Annotated in this window: 24 protein-coding genes and 1 pseudogene; 5 read left to right on the forward strand and 20 right to left on the reverse strand. The window is 31.2% G+C overall.

Going from position 1 to position 20,542, the window contains the following annotated elements:
- A complete protein-coding gene (locus ACJTHF_RS07375; protein ID WP_058591449.1) occupies window positions 1-1,278 on the reverse strand; it encodes a homoserine dehydrogenase in 1,278 nt (425 codons plus the stop codon).
- A gap of 198 nt (window positions 1,279-1,476) precedes the next feature.
- Between ACJTHF_RS07375 and ACJTHF_RS07380 the strand changes: the two genes are divergently transcribed.
- On the forward strand, window positions 1,477-2,850 hold the full coding sequence (locus tag ACJTHF_RS07380) for an aspartate kinase (RefSeq protein WP_058591448.1): 1,374 nt from the start codon (window positions 1,477-1,479) through the stop codon (window positions 2,848-2,850).
- Window positions 2,851-2,888: 38 nt separating this feature from the next.
- Here the strand turns inward: ACJTHF_RS07380 and ACJTHF_RS07385 are convergent, their stop codons facing one another.
- From ACJTHF_RS07385 to ACJTHF_RS07400, 4 genes are all read right to left on the reverse strand, one after another.
- A complete protein-coding gene (locus ACJTHF_RS07385) occupies window positions 2,889-3,482 on the reverse strand; it encodes a hypothetical protein (protein WP_058591447.1) in 594 nt (197 codons plus the stop codon).
- 81 nt (window positions 3,483-3,563) lie between these two features.
- Window positions 3,564-3,893 carry a nucleoside triphosphate pyrophosphohydrolase family protein gene (locus tag ACJTHF_RS07390; protein WP_078355746.1) on the reverse strand — a complete coding sequence of 110 codons (330 nt, stop codon included), beginning with the start codon at window positions 3,891-3,893 and terminating at the stop codon, window positions 3,564-3,566.
- 4 nt (window positions 3,894-3,897) lie between these two features.
- The gene (locus tag ACJTHF_RS07395; protein ID WP_078355745.1) at window positions 3,898-4,782 is read right to left on the reverse strand and encodes an NAD(P)-dependent oxidoreductase; all 885 of its coding nucleotides are present in this window, start codon (window positions 4,780-4,782) and stop codon (window positions 3,898-3,900) included.
- Window positions 4,783-5,085: 303 nt separating this feature from the next.
- Window positions 5,086-5,658, reverse strand: a complete 573-nt coding sequence (locus tag ACJTHF_RS07400) for an N-acetylmuramoyl-L-alanine amidase (RefSeq protein WP_153653375.1) — start codon at window positions 5,656-5,658, stop codon at window positions 5,086-5,088.
- Window positions 5,659-5,750: 92 nt separating this feature from the next.
- On the opposite strand from ACJTHF_RS07400, the gene ACJTHF_RS07405 reads away from it, so the two are divergent.
- Window positions 5,751-6,674 carry a diacylglycerol/lipid kinase family protein gene (locus ACJTHF_RS07405; RefSeq protein ID WP_232157168.1) on the forward strand — a complete coding sequence of 308 codons (924 nt, stop codon included), beginning with the start codon at window positions 5,751-5,753 and terminating at the stop codon, window positions 6,672-6,674.
- A 106-nt stretch (window positions 6,675-6,780) separates the two neighbouring features.
- Here ACJTHF_RS07405 and ACJTHF_RS07410 read toward each other — a convergent pair whose 3' ends face one another.
- The 6 genes from ACJTHF_RS07410 to ACJTHF_RS07435 form a co-directional block, all read right to left on the reverse strand.
- Window positions 6,781-6,984: a TM2 domain-containing protein gene (locus ACJTHF_RS07410; RefSeq protein WP_058591443.1), complete on the reverse strand. Its 204-nt coding sequence runs from the start codon at window positions 6,982-6,984 to the stop codon at window positions 6,781-6,783.
- A gap of 153 nt (window positions 6,985-7,137) precedes the next feature.
- Complete coding sequence (locus ACJTHF_RS07415) at window positions 7,138-7,347, reverse strand: hypothetical protein (RefSeq protein ID WP_048542719.1); 210 nt, start codon at window positions 7,345-7,347, stop codon at window positions 7,138-7,140.
- Between the two features lie 154 nt (window positions 7,348-7,501).
- Entirely contained in the window at window positions 7,502-7,666 is a 165-nt protein-coding gene (locus ACJTHF_RS07420) for a hypothetical protein (protein ID WP_162841924.1), read from the reverse strand.
- Window positions 7,667-7,754: 88 nt separating this feature from the next.
- Window positions 7,755-8,123 carry a YbgA family protein gene (locus ACJTHF_RS07425; protein WP_078355743.1) on the reverse strand — a complete coding sequence of 123 codons (369 nt, stop codon included), beginning with the start codon at window positions 8,121-8,123 and terminating at the stop codon, window positions 7,755-7,757.
- Between the two features lie 4 nt (window positions 8,124-8,127).
- On the reverse strand, window positions 8,128-8,601 hold the full coding sequence (locus tag ACJTHF_RS07430) for a pyrimidine dimer DNA glycosylase/endonuclease V (protein WP_058591441.1): 474 nt from the start codon (window positions 8,599-8,601) through the stop codon (window positions 8,128-8,130).
- Window positions 8,602-8,619: 18 nt separating this feature from the next.
- Complete coding sequence (locus tag ACJTHF_RS07435) at window positions 8,620-9,360, reverse strand: sulfite exporter TauE/SafE family protein (protein ID WP_232157170.1); 741 nt, start codon at window positions 9,358-9,360, stop codon at window positions 8,620-8,622.
- 219 nt (window positions 9,361-9,579) lie between these two features.
- On the opposite strand from ACJTHF_RS07435, the gene ACJTHF_RS07440 reads away from it, so the two are divergent.
- Both ACJTHF_RS07440 and ACJTHF_RS07445 read left to right on the forward strand, forming a co-directional pair.
- Entirely contained in the window at window positions 9,580-10,041 is a 462-nt protein-coding gene (locus ACJTHF_RS07440) for a MepB family protein (RefSeq protein ID WP_058591439.1), read from the forward strand.
- A 62-nt stretch (window positions 10,042-10,103) separates the two neighbouring features.
- Window positions 10,104-10,742: a sugar O-acetyltransferase gene (locus ACJTHF_RS07445; RefSeq protein WP_058591438.1), complete on the forward strand. Its 639-nt coding sequence runs from the start codon at window positions 10,104-10,106 to the stop codon at window positions 10,740-10,742.
- Window positions 10,743-10,778: 36 nt separating this feature from the next.
- Here the strand turns inward: ACJTHF_RS07445 and ACJTHF_RS07450 are convergent, their stop codons facing one another.
- From ACJTHF_RS07450 to hflX, 5 genes and pseudogenes are all read right to left on the reverse strand, one after another.
- Window positions 10,779-11,192, reverse strand: coding sequence for a DUF1640 domain-containing protein (locus ACJTHF_RS07450; RefSeq protein WP_058591437.1), 414 nt, complete (start codon window positions 11,190-11,192; stop codon window positions 10,779-10,781).
- Window positions 11,193-11,642: 450 nt separating this feature from the next.
- Entirely contained in the window at window positions 11,643-12,983 is a 1,341-nt protein-coding gene (glnA, locus tag ACJTHF_RS07455; protein WP_048542707.1) for a type I glutamate--ammonia ligase, read from the reverse strand.
- A gap of 137 nt (window positions 12,984-13,120) precedes the next feature.
- Window positions 13,121-13,358 (reverse strand): annotated as a pseudogene (locus ACJTHF_RS07460) (MerR family transcriptional regulator); the annotation flags it as partial.
- Between the two features lie 85 nt (window positions 13,359-13,443).
- The gene (locus ACJTHF_RS07465) at window positions 13,444-14,691 is read right to left on the reverse strand and encodes an aminotransferase class I/II-fold pyridoxal phosphate-dependent enzyme (protein ID WP_217843826.1); all 1,248 of its coding nucleotides are present in this window, start codon (window positions 14,689-14,691) and stop codon (window positions 13,444-13,446) included.
- A gap of 11 nt (window positions 14,692-14,702) precedes the next feature.
- Window positions 14,703-15,941 carry a GTPase HflX gene (hflX, locus tag ACJTHF_RS07470; protein ID WP_075577914.1) on the reverse strand — a complete coding sequence of 413 codons (1,239 nt, stop codon included), beginning with the start codon at window positions 15,939-15,941 and terminating at the stop codon, window positions 14,703-14,705.
- A gap of 108 nt (window positions 15,942-16,049) precedes the next feature.
- Between hflX and ACJTHF_RS07475 the strand changes: the two genes are divergently transcribed.
- On the forward strand, window positions 16,050-16,523 hold the full coding sequence (locus ACJTHF_RS07475; RefSeq protein ID WP_232157173.1) for a glutathione peroxidase: 474 nt from the start codon (window positions 16,050-16,052) through the stop codon (window positions 16,521-16,523).
- Between the two features lie 66 nt (window positions 16,524-16,589).
- On the opposite strand, the gene hfq is transcribed toward ACJTHF_RS07475, so the two are convergent.
- The 4 genes from hfq to ACJTHF_RS07495 form a co-directional block, all read right to left on the reverse strand.
- Complete coding sequence (gene hfq, locus ACJTHF_RS07480) at window positions 16,590-16,820, reverse strand: RNA chaperone Hfq (protein ID WP_058591434.1); 231 nt, start codon at window positions 16,818-16,820, stop codon at window positions 16,590-16,592.
- Window positions 16,821-16,833: 13 nt separating this feature from the next.
- On the reverse strand, window positions 16,834-17,763 hold the full coding sequence (miaA, locus tag ACJTHF_RS07485) for a tRNA (adenosine(37)-N6)-dimethylallyltransferase MiaA (RefSeq protein ID WP_084754690.1): 930 nt from the start codon (window positions 17,761-17,763) through the stop codon (window positions 16,834-16,836).
- Entirely contained in the window at window positions 17,756-18,703 is a 948-nt protein-coding gene (locus tag ACJTHF_RS07490) for an alpha/beta hydrolase (protein WP_158259731.1), read from the reverse strand. Before ACJTHF_RS07490 ends, miaA begins: the two co-directional genes overlap by 8 nt.
- Window positions 18,704-18,839: 136 nt before the next feature.
- Window positions 18,840-20,516, reverse strand: coding sequence for a glycerol-3-phosphate dehydrogenase/oxidase (locus tag ACJTHF_RS07495; RefSeq protein ID WP_058591431.1), 1,677 nt, complete (start codon window positions 20,514-20,516; stop codon window positions 18,840-18,842).
- Between the last annotated feature and the right edge of the window lie 26 nt (window positions 20,517-20,542).

Below are 20,542 nucleotides of genomic sequence, written 5' to 3' on the forward strand. Positions count from 1 at the left end.
TTACTTATCTCCTTCAATTGGATAATATTTCAAAATATTAATGCCATTTTCTTTTAATTGATCAAATGGTAATTCATCAATACCTCTGATGACAATACCATACGTATTTTCAGTACGTTGTTCTACTTTAACACTTCTATGAAATTCAATTGTCGCTTTAATATCATCTCTTAAGACATCTTCATCTTTGTCACTTTCAACGATAATAAAATGACTATTTTTCAGTGGGAATTTAACTACTTCATCTTCAACGATTTCTTTCGTACGTTCTGTTTTAAGTTCAAAGTGTGGAGGTAATGTATGTAAATCTGATTCAAATTGTAATGAAACATTTAATAAATCAGAAACAACAGCACTACCAGTAGCTAAACTACCAGCACCTTTACCATAAAACATTGTGTCTCCAACAGCATCACCAATTACATATATTGCATTATATTCATCTTCGACATGCGCCATTTGATGGCTATTTGGTAACAATGTCGGTTTAACACTTGAAATAACACGACCATTCTCGTATTTACCTTGACCAATTAATTTAATTTTATAGCCTAATTTTTCTGCAACTTTAATATCTTCGATTTCAACATCTGAAATACCAACTCTTTCAACATCATTTAACGAAATCACTCTATTAAATGATAAATAGCTCGTAATTACAACTTTACGAGCTGCGTCAATTCCTTCGACATCGTCAGTTGGATCCGCTTCTGCATACCCTAAATCTGTTGCAAGCTGCAATGCTTCATCATAAGATTTTCCTTCACGAGTCATTTGACTAAGAATAAAGTTAGATGTGCCATTAAAGATACCCATAAATTGATTAATATTATTGGCATTTAAACCATTATTAATCGCATTCACAATCGGAATACCACCTGCTACACTCGCTTCATATTTGAGTGCAACTTTATTTTTCTCAGCTAAATCTTCTAAATCTCTTAAATGTACGGCTAATAAATCTTTATTTGCAGTAATGACGTGTATACCTTTAGAAAGAAATGCTTTCAACCATTCTACTGTTGGTTCGATACCACCCATTACTTCAACAACGATATCTAATTCTTCATCTTCTAAAATTTCGTTAATATTTTCAGTTAAATGATAGCTAGAAGTATTAATTGCACGTTTCTTGTTCACAGAACTCACAAGAATATGTTTAATATGTATAGATTTCCCAATCGTGTCTTCTATTTGCTTTTTATTTTCTTCAACAATCTTCACGACACCTGTTCCAACAGTGCCGAGACCTAATACTGCTACATTTAATACTTTCATTTCCTCACTCACCTTAAATATATTGTTCTTGTTAAAAATACAAATGTCTACTTGAAATAGACTCAAGTTTATTATAGTATAAATTCATTAAAGTTTTTTGTAAAGTTTGAATAATTAGAATTAATAGTAATATTATCATTATTTCTCGCTTTGTAAAGAGCTACAATTACATTACCCCCCAGTAAAAGGACTGATAAAATGAAAGTTTCAAAATTTGGCGGAAGTTCCGTCGCTAACAGTGAGCAAATTAAAAAAGTCGTTAACATCATTAACTCTGATGATGAAAGAAAAATTGTAGTCGTATCTGCACCTGGAAAAAGATTTAAAGAAGACATTAAAACAACGGATTTGCTCATACGCTTATACGAAAAAGTTATTAATCAATTAGATTATTCAAACAAACTCAATCAAATCGTTGATCGTTATGAAGAAATTGTGACTGAACTCAACATGGATCGTTCTATTTTAGATGAAATTAAACGTCATTTACTAAATTTGATAGACGTGTACCATGATAAACCTGAACGCTTATTAGACGGTTTAAAGAGTTGTGGAGAAGATTTTAATGCACAACTCATTGCACAATATAATAATCAATTAGGCCACCCTACACGTTATCTATCACCTAAAGAAGCTGGCATAATCGTCACAGATGAACCAGGCAATGCTATGATATTAGAATCGTCGTATGAGAATATTTATAAATTACGTGATTATGATGAAAAATTAATTATTCCTGGATTCTTTGGTTATTCTGAAAATGATGATATCGTGACCTTCCCTAGAGGTGGATCAGACATAACAGGTGCTATCTTAGCCAGAGGTATTAAAGCAAGTTTGTATGAGAACTTTACGGATGTATCTGGTATCTTTAGAGCAAATCCAACAGTTGTATCTCAACCTGAAGTGATTCCAGAAATCACATATAGAGAAATGCGTGAATTATCATATGCTGGTTTTGGTGTATTTCATGATGAGGCACTAGAACCACTTTATAAAGATCGTATTCCAGTTGTCATCAAGAATACAAATAGACCAACTGATAAAGGTACTTACATTGTGAGTGAACGTAACATCTCTCATTTATCTCATATCGTTTCAGGCGTTAGCTGTGATAAAGGATTTACAATTATAAACGTCAAAAAATACTTAATGAATAGAGAAGTTGGATTTACACGTAAAGTACTTAGTATCTTAGAAGAAGAAAATATTTCAATAGAACATATCCCATCTGGTATCGATAGTATTAGTATTATTATGAGATCGACTCAAATTAAAGGAAAAGAAGAAAGAGTTTTAAGTAAAATTCGAGAAAACATACCAGTAGATGAATTAACAATTGATTATGATTTAGCTATTTTAATGATTGTAGGAGAAGGTATGAATAAAGCAGTTGGTACAGCAGCTGGAGCAACTGCAGCACTCAGCAAGAGGAATGTGAACTTGAATATGATTAACCAAGGTTCATCTGAAATTTCTATGATGTTTGGTATTGATGAGCAATATTCTGATATAGCCGTTCAAGCTATATATGATGAATATTTCGCAAATAAAACAACACAACTCGCATAATAACTAAAAGAAGCCAATGATTTAATCATTGGCTTCTTTTATGTATCTGATAAAATAATCTGATTAAGTTTTTCTTTTCCTATCACTTTTCTAAGCATAAAGAATTGGTAATAACTTAAATGTTGTATTAACTTTTGATATTTATAAATATCATCTTGTCTCAGTTCATGATATAGCTTGTACATCATTTGAATTTCTGGTCGTAAATACTTCACATCATGTTCTAAACTATGGAAATATATTTTGTAATCTTCCACTTCTATATTGTGATCATGACTAAATTGCCATTTCTCATCTTTCGTTTCATATATATAAACTTTAAGAATCTTACATTGCTTTTTCTGATTATAAATATAATATTTCTTATATTCTCCAAGTTCTTCAACAGTAATTTCTTTTAGTTCATTCAATGGTGTCTCAACTACTATTTGATAATGGCGTTCTAAAAAGTAGTTTGCTAAAGTAAGCACCTCTTCTCTGCTTACTGTTATGCTCATGATTTCCTTAGTGTGCGTATATTCATTTAAAAATAAATCAATCGCACTTTGTCCACAAACAATATATTGAAATGGATAGTCAGACATTAACTGTTTTAGTTCATCTATAGATAAATATTGTTCGTTTCCTTCCAATATAGCTACCTCCTACGAAAGCGTTTTCATTCCTTTTCATTCTAACAGTTTTGTCATTATTATCCAATAGATAATTGTTTATTATTCTTTACGATTTAGTGAATCTTCTTTTGAAAATCCATTTGGATATCTATTTTTAAGTTTTTCAATATTTAATTGACCAATTTCATCTAAATCTACACCAAGAGCAGAAGCGCAACATGCGATATACCAAAGTACATCACCTAGTTCTTTCTTTAATGCTTCTTTGTCTAATTCATGACCATGAAATACGTATTTCTTAACAACATCTGCAACTTCACCAGATTCTCCTGTTAATCCTAATGCACCATTAATCAAGCTTTTATCAAGATCTCTTTTAACATCAGACATTGTTCTTGATGCAAGGTTTTGATATTCATTTAAATCCATTGTATTACCCCTTTTTAATGTGATCTTTTAATAATTGAATAACAGATTGAGTACCATTATCTTCAAAACCTGCTTCACTTAGTGCATCATATACTTCTTTGGCTTTTAATAATCCAGGCATATATAAGTCTCTTTTTTCACTTTCTTCTATCGCAATTCTCATATCTTTAATGAAATGTTTAACATAAAATCCTGGTGCATAGTCTCCTTTAACCATTCTTGGCCCTAAATTGGATAATGACCAACTACCTGCAGCACCGTGTTCAATAGAACTGAACACTTTATCTATATTTAATCCCGCTTCTTCAGCATATATAATGGCTTCTGCTACACCTAACATACCTGCTGCGATTGCAATTTGATTAGCAAGTTTCGTATGTTGTCCATTGCCACTTTTACCTTGATAGACGACATTTTGTCCAATAACATTAAAAATATCTTCAACTTGATTAAATACTTCTTTATCTCCACCAACCATAATAGTTAATGTAGCATTTTTTGCACCGACATCACCACCAGATACGGGTGCATCTAAACTGTTAATATTTTTTGTTTTTGCTTCATTATAAATCCTCTCTGCAAGAGCAGGACTTGAAGTTGTCATATCTATAATAGTTGTGCCTTCTTTAGCATGGTTTATAATCCCACTTTCATCTAAATAAATAGATTCAACATCTTTAGGATAACCAACTATAGATATAATCACATCACTAGTCTTAGATAAATCTGCAATAGTGTCACACCAAGTCGCGCCGATTTCTACCAATTCATCTGCTTTAGATTTCGTTCTATTATAAACGTTTACTTCATAGCCATTATTAATTAAGTGTGTTGCCATAGATTTTCCCATAACGCCTGTACCTACAAAACCGATTGTTTTTTTAGTCATTTGAATTCCTCCTGCATATTCTAATCATATAAACATTATACAGATTTATCAGAAAAATCTAAACAAACACACTTAGTCTTTTAGCTTAAATTAATCATTATAAAGCAGAAAGGAGACAAAAATATGAAGGCGAATTAACAAATCCTGAAAAAGCTTCATTAACTGCATTAGAAAAAGGAACATACAATGGTCCAGAACAACCTGAACTATTCTATAACGCATTAGTTCAAATACAACAACAATATGCACAATAATTAAAAAGCGTGGGATAGAAATCAAATGATTTCACATCCACACGCTTTTTTAATTCAATATATATTGCTTAATTTGTTCGATAAAATAATCTTTCATTTCATTTATAATCCACTCATCTGGCATGCCATCTAATGTTGTCTTCCAATTCGTATGAATTTCTAATGAACGATGCGGACATTCAGTTTCACTAAACTCCAAATGTAATCTAACAGTATCACGATTAGGTGTTAAATTATAATCAATCATATCTGAAGCGATTGCTCTTAATGTTTCCTGCTCATTTAATAAAAATTCTTCATCCGTACTTGAGAGAGATTCTAATACTTCATAACCTAAATATTGTTCATTACCTATTGAATTAGCGGTATGCCATGCAATACGCTCAGTATCAATCGCTTGCCATTGTTGATTTCTATCGATGTAATAATGCGCGATACCTTGGACATATCTTTCTTCAGGTGCGTCTATTAATACTTCACGCCATTCATTAGCATTTAACTCACTTGCATCGTTATGGATCACAACACCTAGTAAAGGTTGCTTTCTTTTGTCCATTTCATAATGGATATAATCATTTTGTGAAGCGATAATAATCCTCCCCTTTTCAATGCTTTTATTCATTTTAACACATTAAAATATTTTATTTAAAATTGTTTATCAATCGTTATACATGGTATTGTAATAAAAGGTACAATACAGGAGGTATAACGATTATGACACAACATTTTCATAGAGGAATTTTATTTTACCACGAAGCAGCTGGCCAAGGTAATATATATAAAGAACTCGGACAAGTTACAGAAAATTTAACTCAGTTTTGTGATGAATTAACAATAAAATTAAGTAAAGAAGAAGGACAAATCCGTTCTTATTGTAAAACATTAGTTGCCGATACAAACGAACAAGCTTATGATGTTATTTTTGTACTAGGCGGCGATGGAACTTTAAATGAATTAATAAATGGTGTCGTAGAAAATAATCTCCAAATACCCATTGGTGTCTTACCTGGTGGAACATTCAATGATTTCACTAAGACTTTAAATTTATCTCAAAAACCAATGCAAGCTTCTCAAGATTTATTATCGAGTCAAATTAAGTCATTTGATGTATTAGATGTCAATGGTACCTATGCACTTAACTTTGCAGGTATTGGTTTAATGGTTCAAAACGCTGAAAATGTTGAATCCAACCAAAAAGAATTATTAGGTAAATTCAGTTATATTTTTTCTACTATAAAAACGGTAGCTAACCCAGAAATTTATCAATATGAATTAACAGCTGATAACGAAACATATTCAGGTGAAACATCGATGATTTTGATTGCGAATGGTCAACATGTAGGTGGTAGTAGAATACCTTTAGAAGACTTATCCCCTACTGATGGTAAAATGAATATATTTATTTTCGATAAACAAAACTTCAGTATCATCAATGACTTCTTTAAAGTAAAAGATAGCATGAATTGGAATGAGATTAGTGACAGCATACAACATATATCATGTGAAGCAGCTACGTTATCTACTGATCCATCAGCCAAATTAGATATAGACGGTGAAATTCTGTTCGAAACGCCTGTTGAAATAAAAATATTACGTGACCAAGTTAAATTGTTCTATGTAGATTTGAATAATGAATAATTAAAACCCGCTTCACTGAACATATACAGTGAAGCGGGTTTTTCGAAAAATTATTTATAATGATATCTAGAGTTTTAAAAACTTAATAAAAGCATTTCACAACATGCTATGCTTGAATATTACCATGTTCATCAGATTGTCTAAACAATGCAAATATAGCACTGAAGAATGCGATAACATGTGGAATCCCTGTCCAACAGAATGCTAAGTGTAATAGTCCAACAACTGGTTTTTGAGCATAAAATTTATGAACGCCAAAGTTTCCTAATAACACAGCTAATGCGATATAAATCCATTTATTTACGAGCATAATATCCCTCCTTCAACTATAAATATTATTATAGTCTCTCTATAGATATATTACCCAAATATAAACGAACAAAATCAGTAATAGTATGACAATTTTGTCACTTATCAATAAAAAAGCTGCCTCAAGTTTTAAAACTTGAGGCAGCTAAATGCATTAGTTACCTAAATAGTCATTAAAATCAGCAATAAATTGATCTTTGTTCTGTGCTGAAGGATATTGTAATCCACCTAAAATAATAGATTGGCTACTTATTGTAATAAAGTCATAATCAATGGAATGTCTCAAAAATATATTTTTTGCTTCTTCTTGATTGTATTTATTCTCTAAATTCTCAAATACGATAATCTTTTTATCAAAAAACATAACTGCCTCCAAAAAACTTAATATATAAATACTACAAAACTATATTAAGCGAATCTAGAGGGAATTGATGTAAATGCTTATTAATAATGTGTTATTACATATATTTTATAGATTTACAGAACAAATTTAAATGTTTTTAAATGATTATGATTGATTATGAATTTTTGATAAACTCTTTCTCTAAATGATCCATCATGTTCTGGGCTTTTTTTAATCCAGGAGATTCGTTTTCTTCTTCCATTTGTTCGAGTTCCACTATATTAAATTGTACTTCTTTTTTTAAAGTGTCCCACATTTTTTGATATACACGTTCTTCCATTTTATTCAGCCTCCTTAAAATCTACTTTCTATATAATATTTACCCTTTTCAAAGTTACACAATCATCATTAAACTTTTGATTGTTAAATCAATGTAAAATAGTAGATTCTAATAAATACTTTTGATTATATTTCATAGCAAGCTTGTATATAAATGTGATTAAACAATGGTATTGAATTTCATTTTCTTGATATTGAGATTTATACTTCAAATATTGGTTACGTTCTTCTTCAGTAGCAATTTTCTTAAAATACCCCCACATATGATCATAAGTGTTGATGATTGATCCTTTAGTCGGAACAATGGCTTTAGCATCATCAATCATACTTTGTAAATCGTCATATGAGATATCTCCCTTTAAAGACTCTCTTATATCTAAATATGACTTTTGACTATGCATCATGACATTATATTTTTCATGTCTCCATAATTTTTCAATATCTGACCTTTTACGCATGTTATCACCTACTTATATTACACCGAGGTGCAATTTTATCTTCTGTCCATTTCATAAATAATAATTTTTCATATTCTAAATAAGCTTGATCATTCATTAATTTCGTTTCACCATAAACAAATATAGGTGATAATTTTTCAGAAGAAAATGCGCCATCTTTAATACCTTTATCTATCATATCACCCATTTGAGAAATTTGATGTTCAAAGTCTTTAGACCTTTTCCCACCTCTTCTTCTATGTTCTTTATCCATATCTAATAATAAGTGATAAGTGTCCTCTAAATACGGATAGCCATCATTAAAAACATGCTTTACAATAGGATGACTTAAATAACGTGTATTACCTTCAATATATTCTAGCTTCGCTAAACATACATTAATGATTTGATAAAGTTCTAATACTTGTTTAGAAAGACGGCGGTTATCTAAAAATTTTGCACTTATTTGATGATTCTCATGAACTCTAAAAATTTGCATTGCGTAATTCCTCTCTCATTATTTAACAATCATGATGATACCGAAGCAAATCAATAAGATATAAATATATTTAATTAAAGCACGTTGATCAATTTTAGTATTGATGATATGACCCAGCCATAATGTAAGGATTATAAGTGGTAAAATTGCCAATAACAAATACCAAAGTGATATTGACCAAAATCCTGAAACACCATGACTAAAGACAATAAAACAACCTGTAATAAAAAAATGTACTTGTGAAATATTTTTTAAATCTGTTACATGCCATTTTTTTAAAGTTCCATATATAATAATCGGTACACCGTGACTATTATATGCACTACCTAAAACACCTGAAACAATACCTGCAATATAGTCATAAAACTTTGGAATATTCAATTTAACTTGGTATATATTCTTATAATAATTAATAAGATTAATAGCACCGTACAATAATATAAATACCCCTAAAAATTTAATAATCACATCTTCATTTGCCCATTTAACAATTATGATTCCAATCGGTGTCCCAATAATAGAACCAATTAACAAACGTTTAATAATAGACCAATCTAGATTGCCACGGCTTCTAATAAACACAGGAAAAGACACTAATAACCCAACAATTGACACCACAGAAATAGACAATTTAAAATCTAAATTTAATAAAGCGAGTAATGGCATCGTGACTAAAGCCTCACCAAATCCAAACACAATTCTTACCATTGCCCCCAGTAGAATTGAAAAAATAACGAGTGTCCAAATTGTAATATCCATAGAATCCCCTTTAATATGTTTATAAAATAAAAACACCTTCTAAACATTAGAAAGTGTCAAAATCTCATTAATATTCTACTTCCATTATACCTTTTTTAAGAACTAAAAAATATGAAAATGGTTTAAAAACAAGGGAATACTAGAATATTTCAACATCGTATTTAATAGTTCAATCTTTGTTATAATCAATTATGAAAAGTCATATAAGGAGGTTTGCAATTGTTTGATTCAATTGAATTAATAAAAAACTATTTTAATGATGAAGCAATTGAAGACTACAAACTTGAAGAACTTAATATTAAATATGAAGCTTGTAGTTTTCAAATTCAAAATATTACTTATAGAAGTAGACGAGCTAAAAAGACAGCTAATAAAAAAGGTTATTTTGTCGTATTTTGGGTTAAAGATCAAAATGATCAAAACAGACCTTATACATATTCAGAAACACCGGATAAACTCATCATAGCTATATTAGATAACAATAAAAAAGGGCTATTTATTTTTCCTAAAGATATTCTATTTAAGCAGAAAATCATTAGTAATCATGAAATAAAGGGAAAAATGGCAATGAGAGTTTACCCACCTTGGGAAAATCCTTTAAATAAAACTGCTAGTCAAACTCAAAATTGGCAAAAAGAATTTTTCATAGATTTATCTAACATATCATTTATTACCTCTTAACTTGTATATACAAGTTTAACAAGATATAATATGTTCATATTCATATAAAGGGGAATTATGATATGCAGAATGATTTTGATTATAAGCAAATGCTTAAAGGTGAACTATACATAGCGCACGATATTCATGAATCTAATGGTTCGAAAAAAGGAAAAATGCTAGCAGATAAAATTAATTATACACCTATTGAAAATAGTGATGAGATAATTAAGTTAGAAAAAGAACTTTTTGGTAAAACAGGTGAAAATATATATTTACATCCACCACTCTATGTTGATTACGGTAGACATATCAATATTGGTGAGAATTTCTATGCTAATATGGATTGTATATTTTTAGATGTGAATCATATCAATATCGGCGATAATGTTATGTTTGGTCCAAGAGTGAGTTTATATACAGCAGGTCATCCAATTGATCCAACAATACGAAATGAACAATTAGAATTTGGTCATGAGATTAATATTGGAAATAATGTATGGATTGGTGGAAATGCAGTCGTATTACCAGGCGTTTCGGTAGGGGAAAACTCTGTAATCGCATCAGGAGCAGTCGTAACAAAAGACGTGCCACCAAATACAGTCGTAGGTGGAAATCCAGCAAAAGTCATTAAGCATATCACAAGCTCTGATTATGACAAATGGCATCAAATGAAATTAGAATATTATGAGAAAAAACGACAATCAATAGAAAATTCATAGTCTTTAAAAGATCACCTCTATGTAGGTGGTCTTATTTTAATAAAATCCTAATATTCTTCCTACAAATCCTATTATAATGAGAGTTGTGGCAATATACCATTTTATTTGAGTATGTTTCATCTCTTCCTTATTTGCCTTTTCTTTTTCATCAAATAAAGATATAAGATCATCTTTCAAATCTTTTATATCAGTTTTTAACTCTGTTCTTAAATTATTCATATCGCCCTTAATCTCTGATCTTAAATTATTTATATCGCCCTTAATCTCTGATCTTAAATTATTTATATCGCCCTTAATCTCTGACCTTAAATTATTTATATCTGTTTTTAATTCTAATTTTGTTGTAGTTAATTCTTGCTTTACTTCCTTGATATTATCTTCGAGTGTATTAAAGCGTGAGTCCATATGATTTTTATGTTCTTCAAATTCAGGTCTTGTTACAAAGTCCATTTTTATCACCTCTTAGTTGTTAATATTATTTAAGTGTGGTGTGAGATAACTAGCGATATCTCAGTATATTTTATTCTCTATATTTTATATTATTATAAAATATATTTATTTTCAAATCAAGTTTTACTACGCCTATTTGCAGGTATATCATTCTAGTTATTTACACTTGTGTCTACTTCTGTAAATACTGGCTTCCTTAGTTACACTTCGTATGACTTTTGTTACTATAGACGCCCTTAGTTACAATTCCTACGACTTTTGTTACTATAGGCACCCTTAGTTACATTTCGAGCGACTTTTGTTACTATAGGTGCCCTTAATTACAATTCCTCTGACTTTTGTCATTAACTTCTCCCCCATATTTTATCTTCTCAATCACCACCACACACTCCCCCCATAAATTCAAACACAAAAAACCCTCAAAGCTTATGCTTTGAGGGTTAATAGCAATTAGTATTGCTTCATATATTGATCTCTTTCCCATTCTGATACTTGTGTACGGTAATAATCCCACTCTAATGATTTAGATTGTATAAATTGGCGATAGATATGATTACCTAATGCTTTTTTGACAACTGTATTTTCTCTCATTGCTTTAACAGCTGTGTAAAGTGTTGATGGTAAGTCTTGTACACCTACCGCTTCACGTTCTTCTCTATCCATTTCATAGATATTTTGATCTACTGATTCTGGTGGCGTTAATTTATTTTTAATACCATCTAATCCAGCTTCAAGGATAGTAGCTAATGCTAAGTAAGGGTTAGCTGCTGGGTCTACTGAACGAATTTCAACACGAGTTGATAACCCGCGAGATACAGGTATTCTTACTAATGGTGAACGGTTTTGACCACTCCATGCAATATAACATGGTGCTTCGTAACCAGGCACTAAACGTTTGTATGAATTTACTAATGGGTTACATACTGCTGTAAATCCACGTGCATTTTTCAAGATACCAGCAATAAAGTGATAGGCATCATCCGTTAATTGCATTTCTCCATTTGGGTCGAAGAACGCATTTTCTTTACCTTTGAATAATGAAACGTTAAAGTGCATTCCGCTTCCGTTTACACCAAATAATGGTTTTGGCATGAATGTCGCATGCAAGTTATGTTTACGTGCAATTGTTTTTACAACTAGTTTGAATGTTTGAATGTTATCACATGCTGTTATAGCATCAGCATATTTAAAGTCGATTTCATGTTGACCAGGTGCTACTTCATGGTGACTTGCTTCAATGTCAAAGCCCATATCTTCTAATTCTAGAACGATATCACGACGACAGTTTTCACCTAAATCTGTAGGAGCTAAGTCGAAGTATCCACCATTATCATTTAATTCTAATGTTGGTTCTCCTTTTTCATCTAATTTGAATAAGAAGAATTCTGGTTCAGGTCCTAAGTTGAAATCTGTAAATCCTAACTCTTCCATCTCTTTTAATACACGTTTTAAGTTTGTACGTGGATCACCAGGGAATGGTTTGCCATCCGGATTGTAAATATCACAAATTAATCGTGCTACTTTACCTTTTCCTGCTGTCCAAGGGAAAATTACCCAAGTATCTAAATCAGGACATAAATACATATCCGATTCTTCAATTCGCACGAATCCTTCAATTGAAGAACCGTCAAACATCATTTCATTGTTTAATACTTTTTCTAATTGTGCAATTGGTACTTCAACGTTTTTAATTGTACCTAAAATGTCAGTAAATTGTAATCTCAAATAACGTACGTTCTCTTCGTCAGCAAAACGAAAAATATCTTCTTTTGTAAAAGTTTGTTTAGCCATGTGATTATCCTCCAGTTTTTAATTAAAAAATCTTGATAAATCTCCACGGTTAAGTGGTCCCTCTGTTTTAGAAGTTCCTCTAATTACCCGCTCTCTCATCTTCAGTTCTTCATCAGAAAGGTCATTTTCTTCTTCCAAAAGAATTTGTTTAATGCCTTTCATATTAAATCCCTTTTCGATAAGATTTTTAATTTCCAGTAATCGTTCAAGGTCATTTAAAGAAAATAACCGTTGATTACCTTCAGTCCTTTTGGGCGAAACGAGCTCATTGCTTTCATAGTATCTGATTTGTCTAGCTGTTAGCTCTGTTAACTTGATTACGACACCAATCGGGAACACGGCCATGTTTCTTCTGATTATGTCTCTTGACAGCACGACCGCCTCCTTTAGTAAGAACTTGTTATAAATTTAGCACATAAATTTTCAGAAAACAAATGAATGTCAGGAAACCTTACATCTTTTATAATTCAACAAGATTTTGCTTGATTAAATGCTGTACAGCACGCGTTATCGCAATTTTAACATGCTCATAAGTTAAGCCACCTTGAATGTATGCTTCATATGGTGGTCTTATTGGACCATCTGCTGTTAACTCTATTGAAGATCCTTGAATAAATGTACCTGCAGCCATGATGACATCATCTTCATAACCTGGCATATAGCTAGGCATCGGACTAAAATGAGCATTAATTGGAGATGCGTGTTGTATCGACTGACAAAATGCAATCATTTGTTCTTTTGTTTCAAAAGTAACAGATTGAATAATATCTGTGCGTTTATCTTGGTAATGTGGTGTCGTTGTCATATTTAATTTTTCTAACAAGCGAGAAGTAAATAAAGCACCTTTCAAACTTTGACTGACAACATGCGGTGCTAAGAAGAACCCTTGGTACATTTCTGGCAAACTCCCTAAAGATGCGCCCGCTTCTTTACCAATTCCTGGTGCCGTTAATCTGTATGCACAACGTTCTATCAGGTCAGCTTTTCCTGATATATACCCGCCAATTTTAGCTAAACCACCTCCTGGATTTTTAATTAAAGAACCTGCTATTAAATCTGCACCTATTTCAATTGGTTCTTTACCTTCAACAAATTCTCCGTAACAATTATCCACAAATATAATTTTATCTGGATATACTTCTTTAATCGCTTTGATTGCTTGTTCAATTTGTTCAATTGTTAATGAAGGTCGTGAACTATAACCTTTTGATCTTTGTATCGCAATAACTTTAGTATTTTCATTAATATTTTCTAACACTGAATGAATATCTATTTTATTTTGTTTCAATGGTACTTCTCGATAAGCGATACCTTGTTCAATAAAACTTCCAATACCATTACCATTTATACCGATTACTTCTAATAACGTATCATAAGGTGTTCCTGTAATATATAATAATTCTTCCCCATATTTCAGTTGGCTGTTAAGCGCTAATGTTATAGCATGCGTTCCTGAAATAATTTGTGGTCTTACTAAACTGTCTTCAGCTTTAAATACTTTACTATAAACATCTTCTAAATGATCTCGACCTATATCATCGTATCCATAACCTGTTGTACCGATTAAGTCTGATTCAGTGATTTTCACTTCGTGAAATGCATCAAGTACATGTTCTTGAGCGATTAAAGCATTTTGTTCGATTTGATCAAAGTATGGTCTTAATTCTTTTTCTACATCAATAATTAATTCTTTTAATTTCTGTGCCATTTATTTACCTCTTATTTCTGTTTATAACCTTTTATGTGATATGTTTCTGTTTCTTCATCAAAATCCATTTTTTCAACTAAAGTATGTGTTTTTTGCCAATATAATTTGTCAGCATCACTTGATGATATATCCATTTCATAATAATCCATTGTCTCTTTAATCATATCGACTAATTTTTCTTTAAATATAGCTTTATCATTAGAATTTTTTGCTGAAACAAATATAGATTGTCCTGATATTGCCGAATGATTAGAAGGTGCTAAATCTTTTTTATTAAATACGACTAACATCGGAATATGGCCCATATCTAATTGATTGACTAAAGTCATAACCGTTTCATACTGTTCCATATAGTGTGGATGACTTGCATCTACAACATGAACGAGTAGTTGCGCATATTTCGCTTCTTCTAAAGTCGATTTAAATGCTGCAATCAATGTTGTAGGCAACTTCTGAATAAACCCAACTGTATCAGAAAGTATAACGTTAAACCCGTTATTTATCGTAATTGCACGAGATTTAGGATCTAAAGTCGCAAATAACAAATCTTGTTCAAATGTTTCATCATTTGATAACTGATTAAACCATGAAGATTTACCGGCATTTGTATAGCCAATTAATGCAACTTGGTAAGCTTGATTATGTTGACGTCGTTCTCTATATCGTGATCGATGAGAAACAATTGTCTCTAATTGATGTTTTATTTCATTCATTCTAGTACGAATATGTCTTCTATCTGTTTCTAATTTCGTTTCACCTGGACCTCTCGTACCAATACCGCCACCTAAACGAGATAAGCTTTTGCCGTGTCCAGATAATCTCGGCAATAAATAATCTAACTGTGCTAATTCAACTTGCAATTGACCTTCTCTACTTGAAGCTCTTTGAGCAAAAATCTCTAAAATCAATTGCGTGCGGTCTATAATTTTTGTATTAAATAATTCATCTAAATGTTTTGATTGCGCAGTTGTCAATTCATCATTTGCGATAACTGCATTCACTTTAATATCATTCAATTCGATATATTCAATGACTTCTTCTATTTTACCTTTACCAAAATAATATTGTTGATCAGGTCGTTCTCTTTTTTGAGTAAAGACTTCCATTACTTCTAGTTGACTTGTGACAGCAAGAGATTCCAATTCTTGAACTGTTGATTTGAATGTTGCTTCATCATCTTTTTTATCATGAATTGCTAACAGGATTACTTTTTCTATTTCATGTTTTGTCGACTTCATATCGTTTTTCATTTTATCACGCTCACTTTAAATATATTTTAACATATAAACATGCATGCAAATTGATATGACTTTAATAAATTTTTGATTATAATAGAATTAAGAAAAGGAGTGATGGCAATGTCAATTTATGACTTCGTTGTTGCAAAAACGAACGGTGAAGAATATTCATTATCTGAGTATAAAGGAAAAGCAATTTTAATTGTTAATACAGCAAGTGAATGTGGATTCACACCTCAATTTGAAGGTTTAGAGGCTTTATACCAAGATTATAAAAATCAAGATTTCGTGGTATTAGGATTTCCATGTAATCAATTTGGTAATCAAGAACCCGGTGACTCTTATGAAGCATACCAAAATTGTAAATTAAATTATGGTGTAACTTTCCCAATGCATGAAAAAATAAAAGTTAAAGGTTCTGAACAACATCCTTTATATGAATATCTTACTTCTGCTAAAAAAGGTATTTTAAATGGATCAATTAAATGGAACTTTACTAAGTTCTTAGTGAATAAAGACGGAGAAGTTGTGAATCGATTTTCTCCACAAAAAAATCCTGAACAATTAAGAAGTTCAATAGAAGCAGTATTATAGTGAGATTCACATAAATAAACGGCTAAGACATAATAATGTCCTAGCCGCTTATAATTTCAAATACAATTATTGTTCGCTATCTTGATTTAAATCATCTTGAGCGTCTACGAAAGTTGAGATAGCATGTTTGTAAATTAGATGTTCTTTCCCGAGAATATCTAATAATACAACTTTGTCGTCAAAGTCGACAATTTTCCCTTTCATTTGAAATCCATTTAGTAAGAATACTGTAAGTTCAGTTCCTTCTGACTTGAATTTCTTAAGTAAAACTTCTTGAATATTTTCTTTCTCTGCCATATGACTTTCCCCTTCACTTGGATAATTGGATTACGTTGTCTGCGATTTCTGTTAAAGACTGTTTATCCCGTTGAAACCAAGTCACATTCATTTTATTTTTAAACCAAGTCATTTGACGTTTGGCATATCTTCTTGAATTTTGCTTGATTTGTTCTGTAGAGGTTTCTATGTCTATTTCTCCTTTTACTACTGGTACCAATTCTTTATATCCAATTGCTTGCATACTTTGAGAATTTTGATATCCTTTCTCAACAAGATTAGACACTTCTCTTAATAATCCTCGCTCCAACATCATGTCAACGCGCATATTAATCCTTTGATATAATGTTTCGCGCGACATTTCTATCCCAATTAATATTGTACTATATTTTCCAGTAAATGTCTGGCTTTTCTTTCTTTCACTTAAAGTTTTTTTCGTATTTAAGTAATATTCAATTGCTCGTTCCACTCTTTTTCGGTTGTTTGGATGCACTGATGACGCGGTTTTCGGATCAATCTCATGTAAATAATTGTGCAATTCAATATTTGATAATTTAGATAATTTATTTAATTTATTTTTTGTAATTTCCATTTTTTCAGAACTAATTTTCTCTTCTTCAAGGTTATAGTCATATAAAACCGACTGTACATATAAACCTGTACCACCGACAAGTATTGGCAATTTTCCTCTATCATGAATATCTTTAACAATTCTTTCGAAGTCTTGTTTAAATTGATATACTGAATATGGTTCATCTGGTTCATAAACATCTATTAAATGATGAACAACGCCCTCTTTTTCTTCTTCAGTTACTTTTGCTGTTCCAATATCTAAACCTCTATAAATTTGAAAGGCATCACCATTAATAACTTCACCATTTAAAGATTTGGCTAATTTAATGCTTAATTCTGTTTTACCTACTGCAGTAGGACCTACTATTGCAATTAATGGTTTTTCATTCATTGGATATTTCCTCTTTTTCTAATTGTTTAATTTGTATCGTCAACCAATTATATAAATGTTCATACACTGCATAACGGTTTGTCTCAAATAACACTTCGTGACGTTTATTCTTATATAATTGTACTGTGACATGTTTGACTCCAGAACGTTTATAAATAGAAGCTAATTGTTTAATGCCGTTACCAAATCCACCAAAGTGATCTTCTTTACCTGACACTAATAAGATAGGCATATTTATATTTTGTTTTTTTATATAACTGATTTTCTTAGTTTGTACAGCCGCTTTAACTGTTTCTAGTAGTACTTTATGAGAAATTGGAAATCCTGAATACATATCTTTTTCATATTGTTCACGATTTTCATCACTTTGACTTAACCATTTATGATCTTTATTTAAATCTTTATGTTGTCTATTCATTGTCTTAAAAGCAATATTATTAATAAACTTTGATTTTGTGCGACTTCCTAAAAATAAATTCACAAACTTTAATGCATATAAATTTAAATTACCTTGAATTTTAGGATAAACAACCGTCCCAGATAGTATCAAAGCATCTACATCATTAGGATAGTCATGAACATATTGCCTCGCTACTAGCGAACCCATAGAATGTCCAAGTAATATAAATGGCAATTCTGGATTCAGTTCGTTTTTAAACGTATCCCTTACTTCTTTAACGTCGTCGACTAAATCTTGTAATGCATTAAAATGACCTCTTGAAGAAGCTTCTATGTTCATACCATGACCTCTGTGGTTATGACGTAAAACATGATAACCTCTTTTACATAAATATTCTGCTACTGCATCATATCTATCTTTATGTTCAGCCACACCATGCAGTATATGTATAATTCCAAACGGTTTTTCATCCGTTTTATCGATTGTAACTTCTAAAGTTTGTTCTGTAGATAATGTAATTCTATGATTAAATCGTCTCAAAGACATGCGCCTCCCTTATAAGACATTATAGCAAAATCTATAGCGCTTAAAAATATATTCACAAATCAATCATACAATATATAAAAAAACCTACCGACAAAAAATTGTCAGTAGGTATAAATAAATGATTTATAAATTATTTAACAATAGCTGGTTGATCATTTGGATTAACCGCTTCTTTAATAGCTTGTTCTAATTCATCTTTATAAACACGTTTAGTATCATTATCATAATTTAATACTTGAGCCATTACTTCAACAATTGCATCTTTATGATCTAATACATATTGAATATCAAAGTATAAACGTCCAGAACGACGTACTAAGAAGTCAGTTGGTTTATGAACCATTTCTTTTTGAATGCTGTATATAACTTCAGCATATACTTCGATTGGAAGATTAACGTCTGCAATTTGTGTAGCATGTGCAATAGCAAATACTTCATCTACATTAGATCCGTATTTTCTAGCTAAATAACGTGCTGCATCTTCTGATAAGTTGTAATTTTTAGCTTCTTTAACTTTGCTTTCAACGAATGATTCATAATTTTTACTACCACCAACGTTACCGCCAGAAATGTAAGTTTCTTTTGTACGACAAGGTTTGAATGATAATTTATATTCTTCTTTAAGGCGTTTACTTAATAAATCAACAATATCTTGAGCCATATGACGGTAACCTGTTAATTTACCACCAGCAATTGTAAGTAGGCCTGAATCACCTTCCCAAATTTCGTCTTTACGAGAAATTTCTGATGGATCTTTACCTTTTTCAAAGATTAATGGTCTAACACCAGCCCAAGTTGATTCGATATCTTTATCTTCAACTTTTACAGTTGGGAACATATAGTGAATAGCATCTAATAGATATTGACGATCTTCTTCTGTAACTTTAGGAGAAGATTTATCATTATCATAAATTGTATCAGTAGTACCAACATATGCTTTTCCATCTCTAGGAATTGCGAAAATCATTCTGCCATCATTTTCTGTATCAAAGTATACAGCTTGACCTAATGGGAATACGCTTTGGTCAATAACAATATGAACACCTTTAGTTAATCTAAGTTGTTTATTGTTTGTTGAATAGTCTTTACCACGTACTTCATCAACCCATGGACCTGCCGCGTTGATAACTCTTTTACCTTTAATTTCGAAAATTTCATTTTGTAATAAATCAGTTACTTCGATACCTGATACTTTTTTCTTTTTGTTGTATAAGAATTTATTTGATTTAGCATAGTTAATGATATCTGCACCAAATTCACGTGCGCGTTTCATAACTTCAATTGTTAAACGAGCATCATCTGTACGGTACTCAACATAGTAACCACCAGCTTTTAAACCGTCTTGTTTTACAAGTGGTTCTTTCTTAATTGTTTCTTCTCTGTTTAACATTGTACGACGTTCAGCTTTCTTAACACCTGCTAAGAAATCATAAACTTTCAAACCGATTGATGTTGTAAATGGACCCATGCTACCGCCTTTGTGTAAAGGTAATAACATCCATTCCGGTGTTGTTACGTGAGGACCATTTTCATAAACGATTGCTCTTTCTTTACCAGTTTCAGCAACTACGCCAACTTGGAATTGTTTTAAGTAACGTAAACCACCATGAACTAATTTCGTACTTCTAGAACTTGTACCTTGTGCAAAGTCTTGCATTTCAACTAATGCTACTTTCATACCACGTTGCGCTGCATCTAAAGCGATACCTGCACCAGTGATTCCTCCACCGATAACAACTACGTCATATTCAGTATTTTTAAGTTGATCTTTAACTTGATTACGATTTAATGCTGATAATTGTTGCATAACCATTTCCTCCTATAAAATGTAAA

This window comes from Mammaliicoccus sp. RAM2, from assembly GCF_045897195.1.
GTDB lineage: Bacteria > Bacillota > Bacilli > Staphylococcales > Staphylococcaceae > Mammaliicoccus > Mammaliicoccus sciuri.

What these genes read in the sequence shown, in the direction of transcription:
- ACJTHF_RS07375 (WP_058591449.1), bottom strand. Translation starts at nt 1,278, where the DNA reads ATGAAAGTATTAAATGTAGCAGTATTAGGTCTCGGCACTGTTGGAACA.
- ACJTHF_RS07380 (WP_058591448.1), top strand. Translation starts at nt 1,477, where the DNA reads ATGAAAGTTTCAAAATTTGGCGGAAGTTCCGTCGCTAACAGTGAGCAA.
- ACJTHF_RS07390 (WP_078355746.1), bottom strand. Translation starts at nt 3,893, where the DNA reads ATGGATTTAAATGAATATCAAAACCTTGCATCAAGAACAATGTCTGAT.
- ACJTHF_RS07395 (WP_078355745.1), bottom strand. Translation starts at nt 4,782, where the DNA reads ATGACTAAAAAAACAATCGGTTTTGTAGGTACAGGCGTTATGGGAAAA.
- ACJTHF_RS07400 (WP_153653375.1), bottom strand. Translation starts at nt 5,658, where the DNA reads ATGAATAAAAGCATTGAAAAGGGGAGGATTATTATCGCTTCACAAAAT.
- ACJTHF_RS07405 (WP_232157168.1), top strand. Translation starts at nt 5,751, where the DNA reads ATGACACAACATTTTCATAGAGGAATTTTATTTTACCACGAAGCAGCT.
- ACJTHF_RS07410 (WP_058591443.1), bottom strand. Translation starts at nt 6,984, where the DNA reads ATGCTCGTAAATAAATGGATTTATATCGCATTAGCTGTGTTATTAGGA.
- ACJTHF_RS07415 (WP_048542719.1), bottom strand. Translation starts at nt 7,347, where the DNA reads ATGTTTTTTGATAAAAAGATTATCGTATTTGAGAATTTAGAGAATAAA.
- ACJTHF_RS07420 (WP_162841924.1), bottom strand. Translation starts at nt 7,666, where the DNA reads ATGGAAGAACGTGTATATCAAAAAATGTGGGACACTTTAAAAAAAGAA.
- ACJTHF_RS07425 (WP_078355743.1), bottom strand. Translation starts at nt 8,123, where the DNA reads ATGCGTAAAAGGTCAGATATTGAAAAATTATGGAGACATGAAAAATAT.
- ACJTHF_RS07430 (WP_058591441.1), bottom strand. Translation starts at nt 8,601, where the DNA reads ATGCAAATTTTTAGAGTTCATGAGAATCATCAAATAAGTGCAAAATTT.
- ACJTHF_RS07435 (WP_232157170.1), bottom strand. Translation starts at nt 9,360, where the DNA reads ATGGATATTACAATTTGGACACTCGTTATTTTTTCAATTCTACTGGGG.
- ACJTHF_RS07445 (WP_058591438.1), top strand. Translation starts at nt 10,104, where the DNA reads ATGCAGAATGATTTTGATTATAAGCAAATGCTTAAAGGTGAACTATAC.
- ACJTHF_RS07450 (WP_058591437.1), bottom strand. Translation starts at nt 11,192, where the DNA reads ATGGACTTTGTAACAAGACCTGAATTTGAAGAACATAAAAATCATATG.
- glnA (WP_048542707.1), bottom strand. Translation starts at nt 12,983, where the DNA reads ATGGCTAAACAAACTTTTACAAAAGAAGATATTTTTCGTTTTGCTGAC.
- ACJTHF_RS07465 (WP_217843826.1), bottom strand. Translation starts at nt 14,691, where the DNA reads ATGGCACAGAAATTAAAAGAATTAATTATTGATGTAGAAAAAGAATTA.
- hflX (WP_075577914.1), bottom strand. Translation starts at nt 15,941, where the DNA reads ATGAAAAACGATATGAAGTCGACAAAACATGAAATAGAAAAAGTAATC.
- ACJTHF_RS07475 (WP_232157173.1), top strand. Translation starts at nt 16,050, where the DNA reads ATGTCAATTTATGACTTCGTTGTTGCAAAAACGAACGGTGAAGAATAT.
- hfq (WP_058591434.1), bottom strand. Translation starts at nt 16,820, where the DNA reads ATGGCAGAGAAAGAAAATATTCAAGAAGTTTTACTTAAGAAATTCAAG.
- miaA (WP_084754690.1), bottom strand. Translation starts at nt 17,763, where the DNA reads ATGAATGAAAAACCATTAATTGCAATAGTAGGTCCTACTGCAGTAGGT.
- ACJTHF_RS07495 (WP_058591431.1), bottom strand. Translation starts at nt 20,516, where the DNA reads ATGCAACAATTATCAGCATTAAATCGTAATCAAGTTAAAGATCAACTT.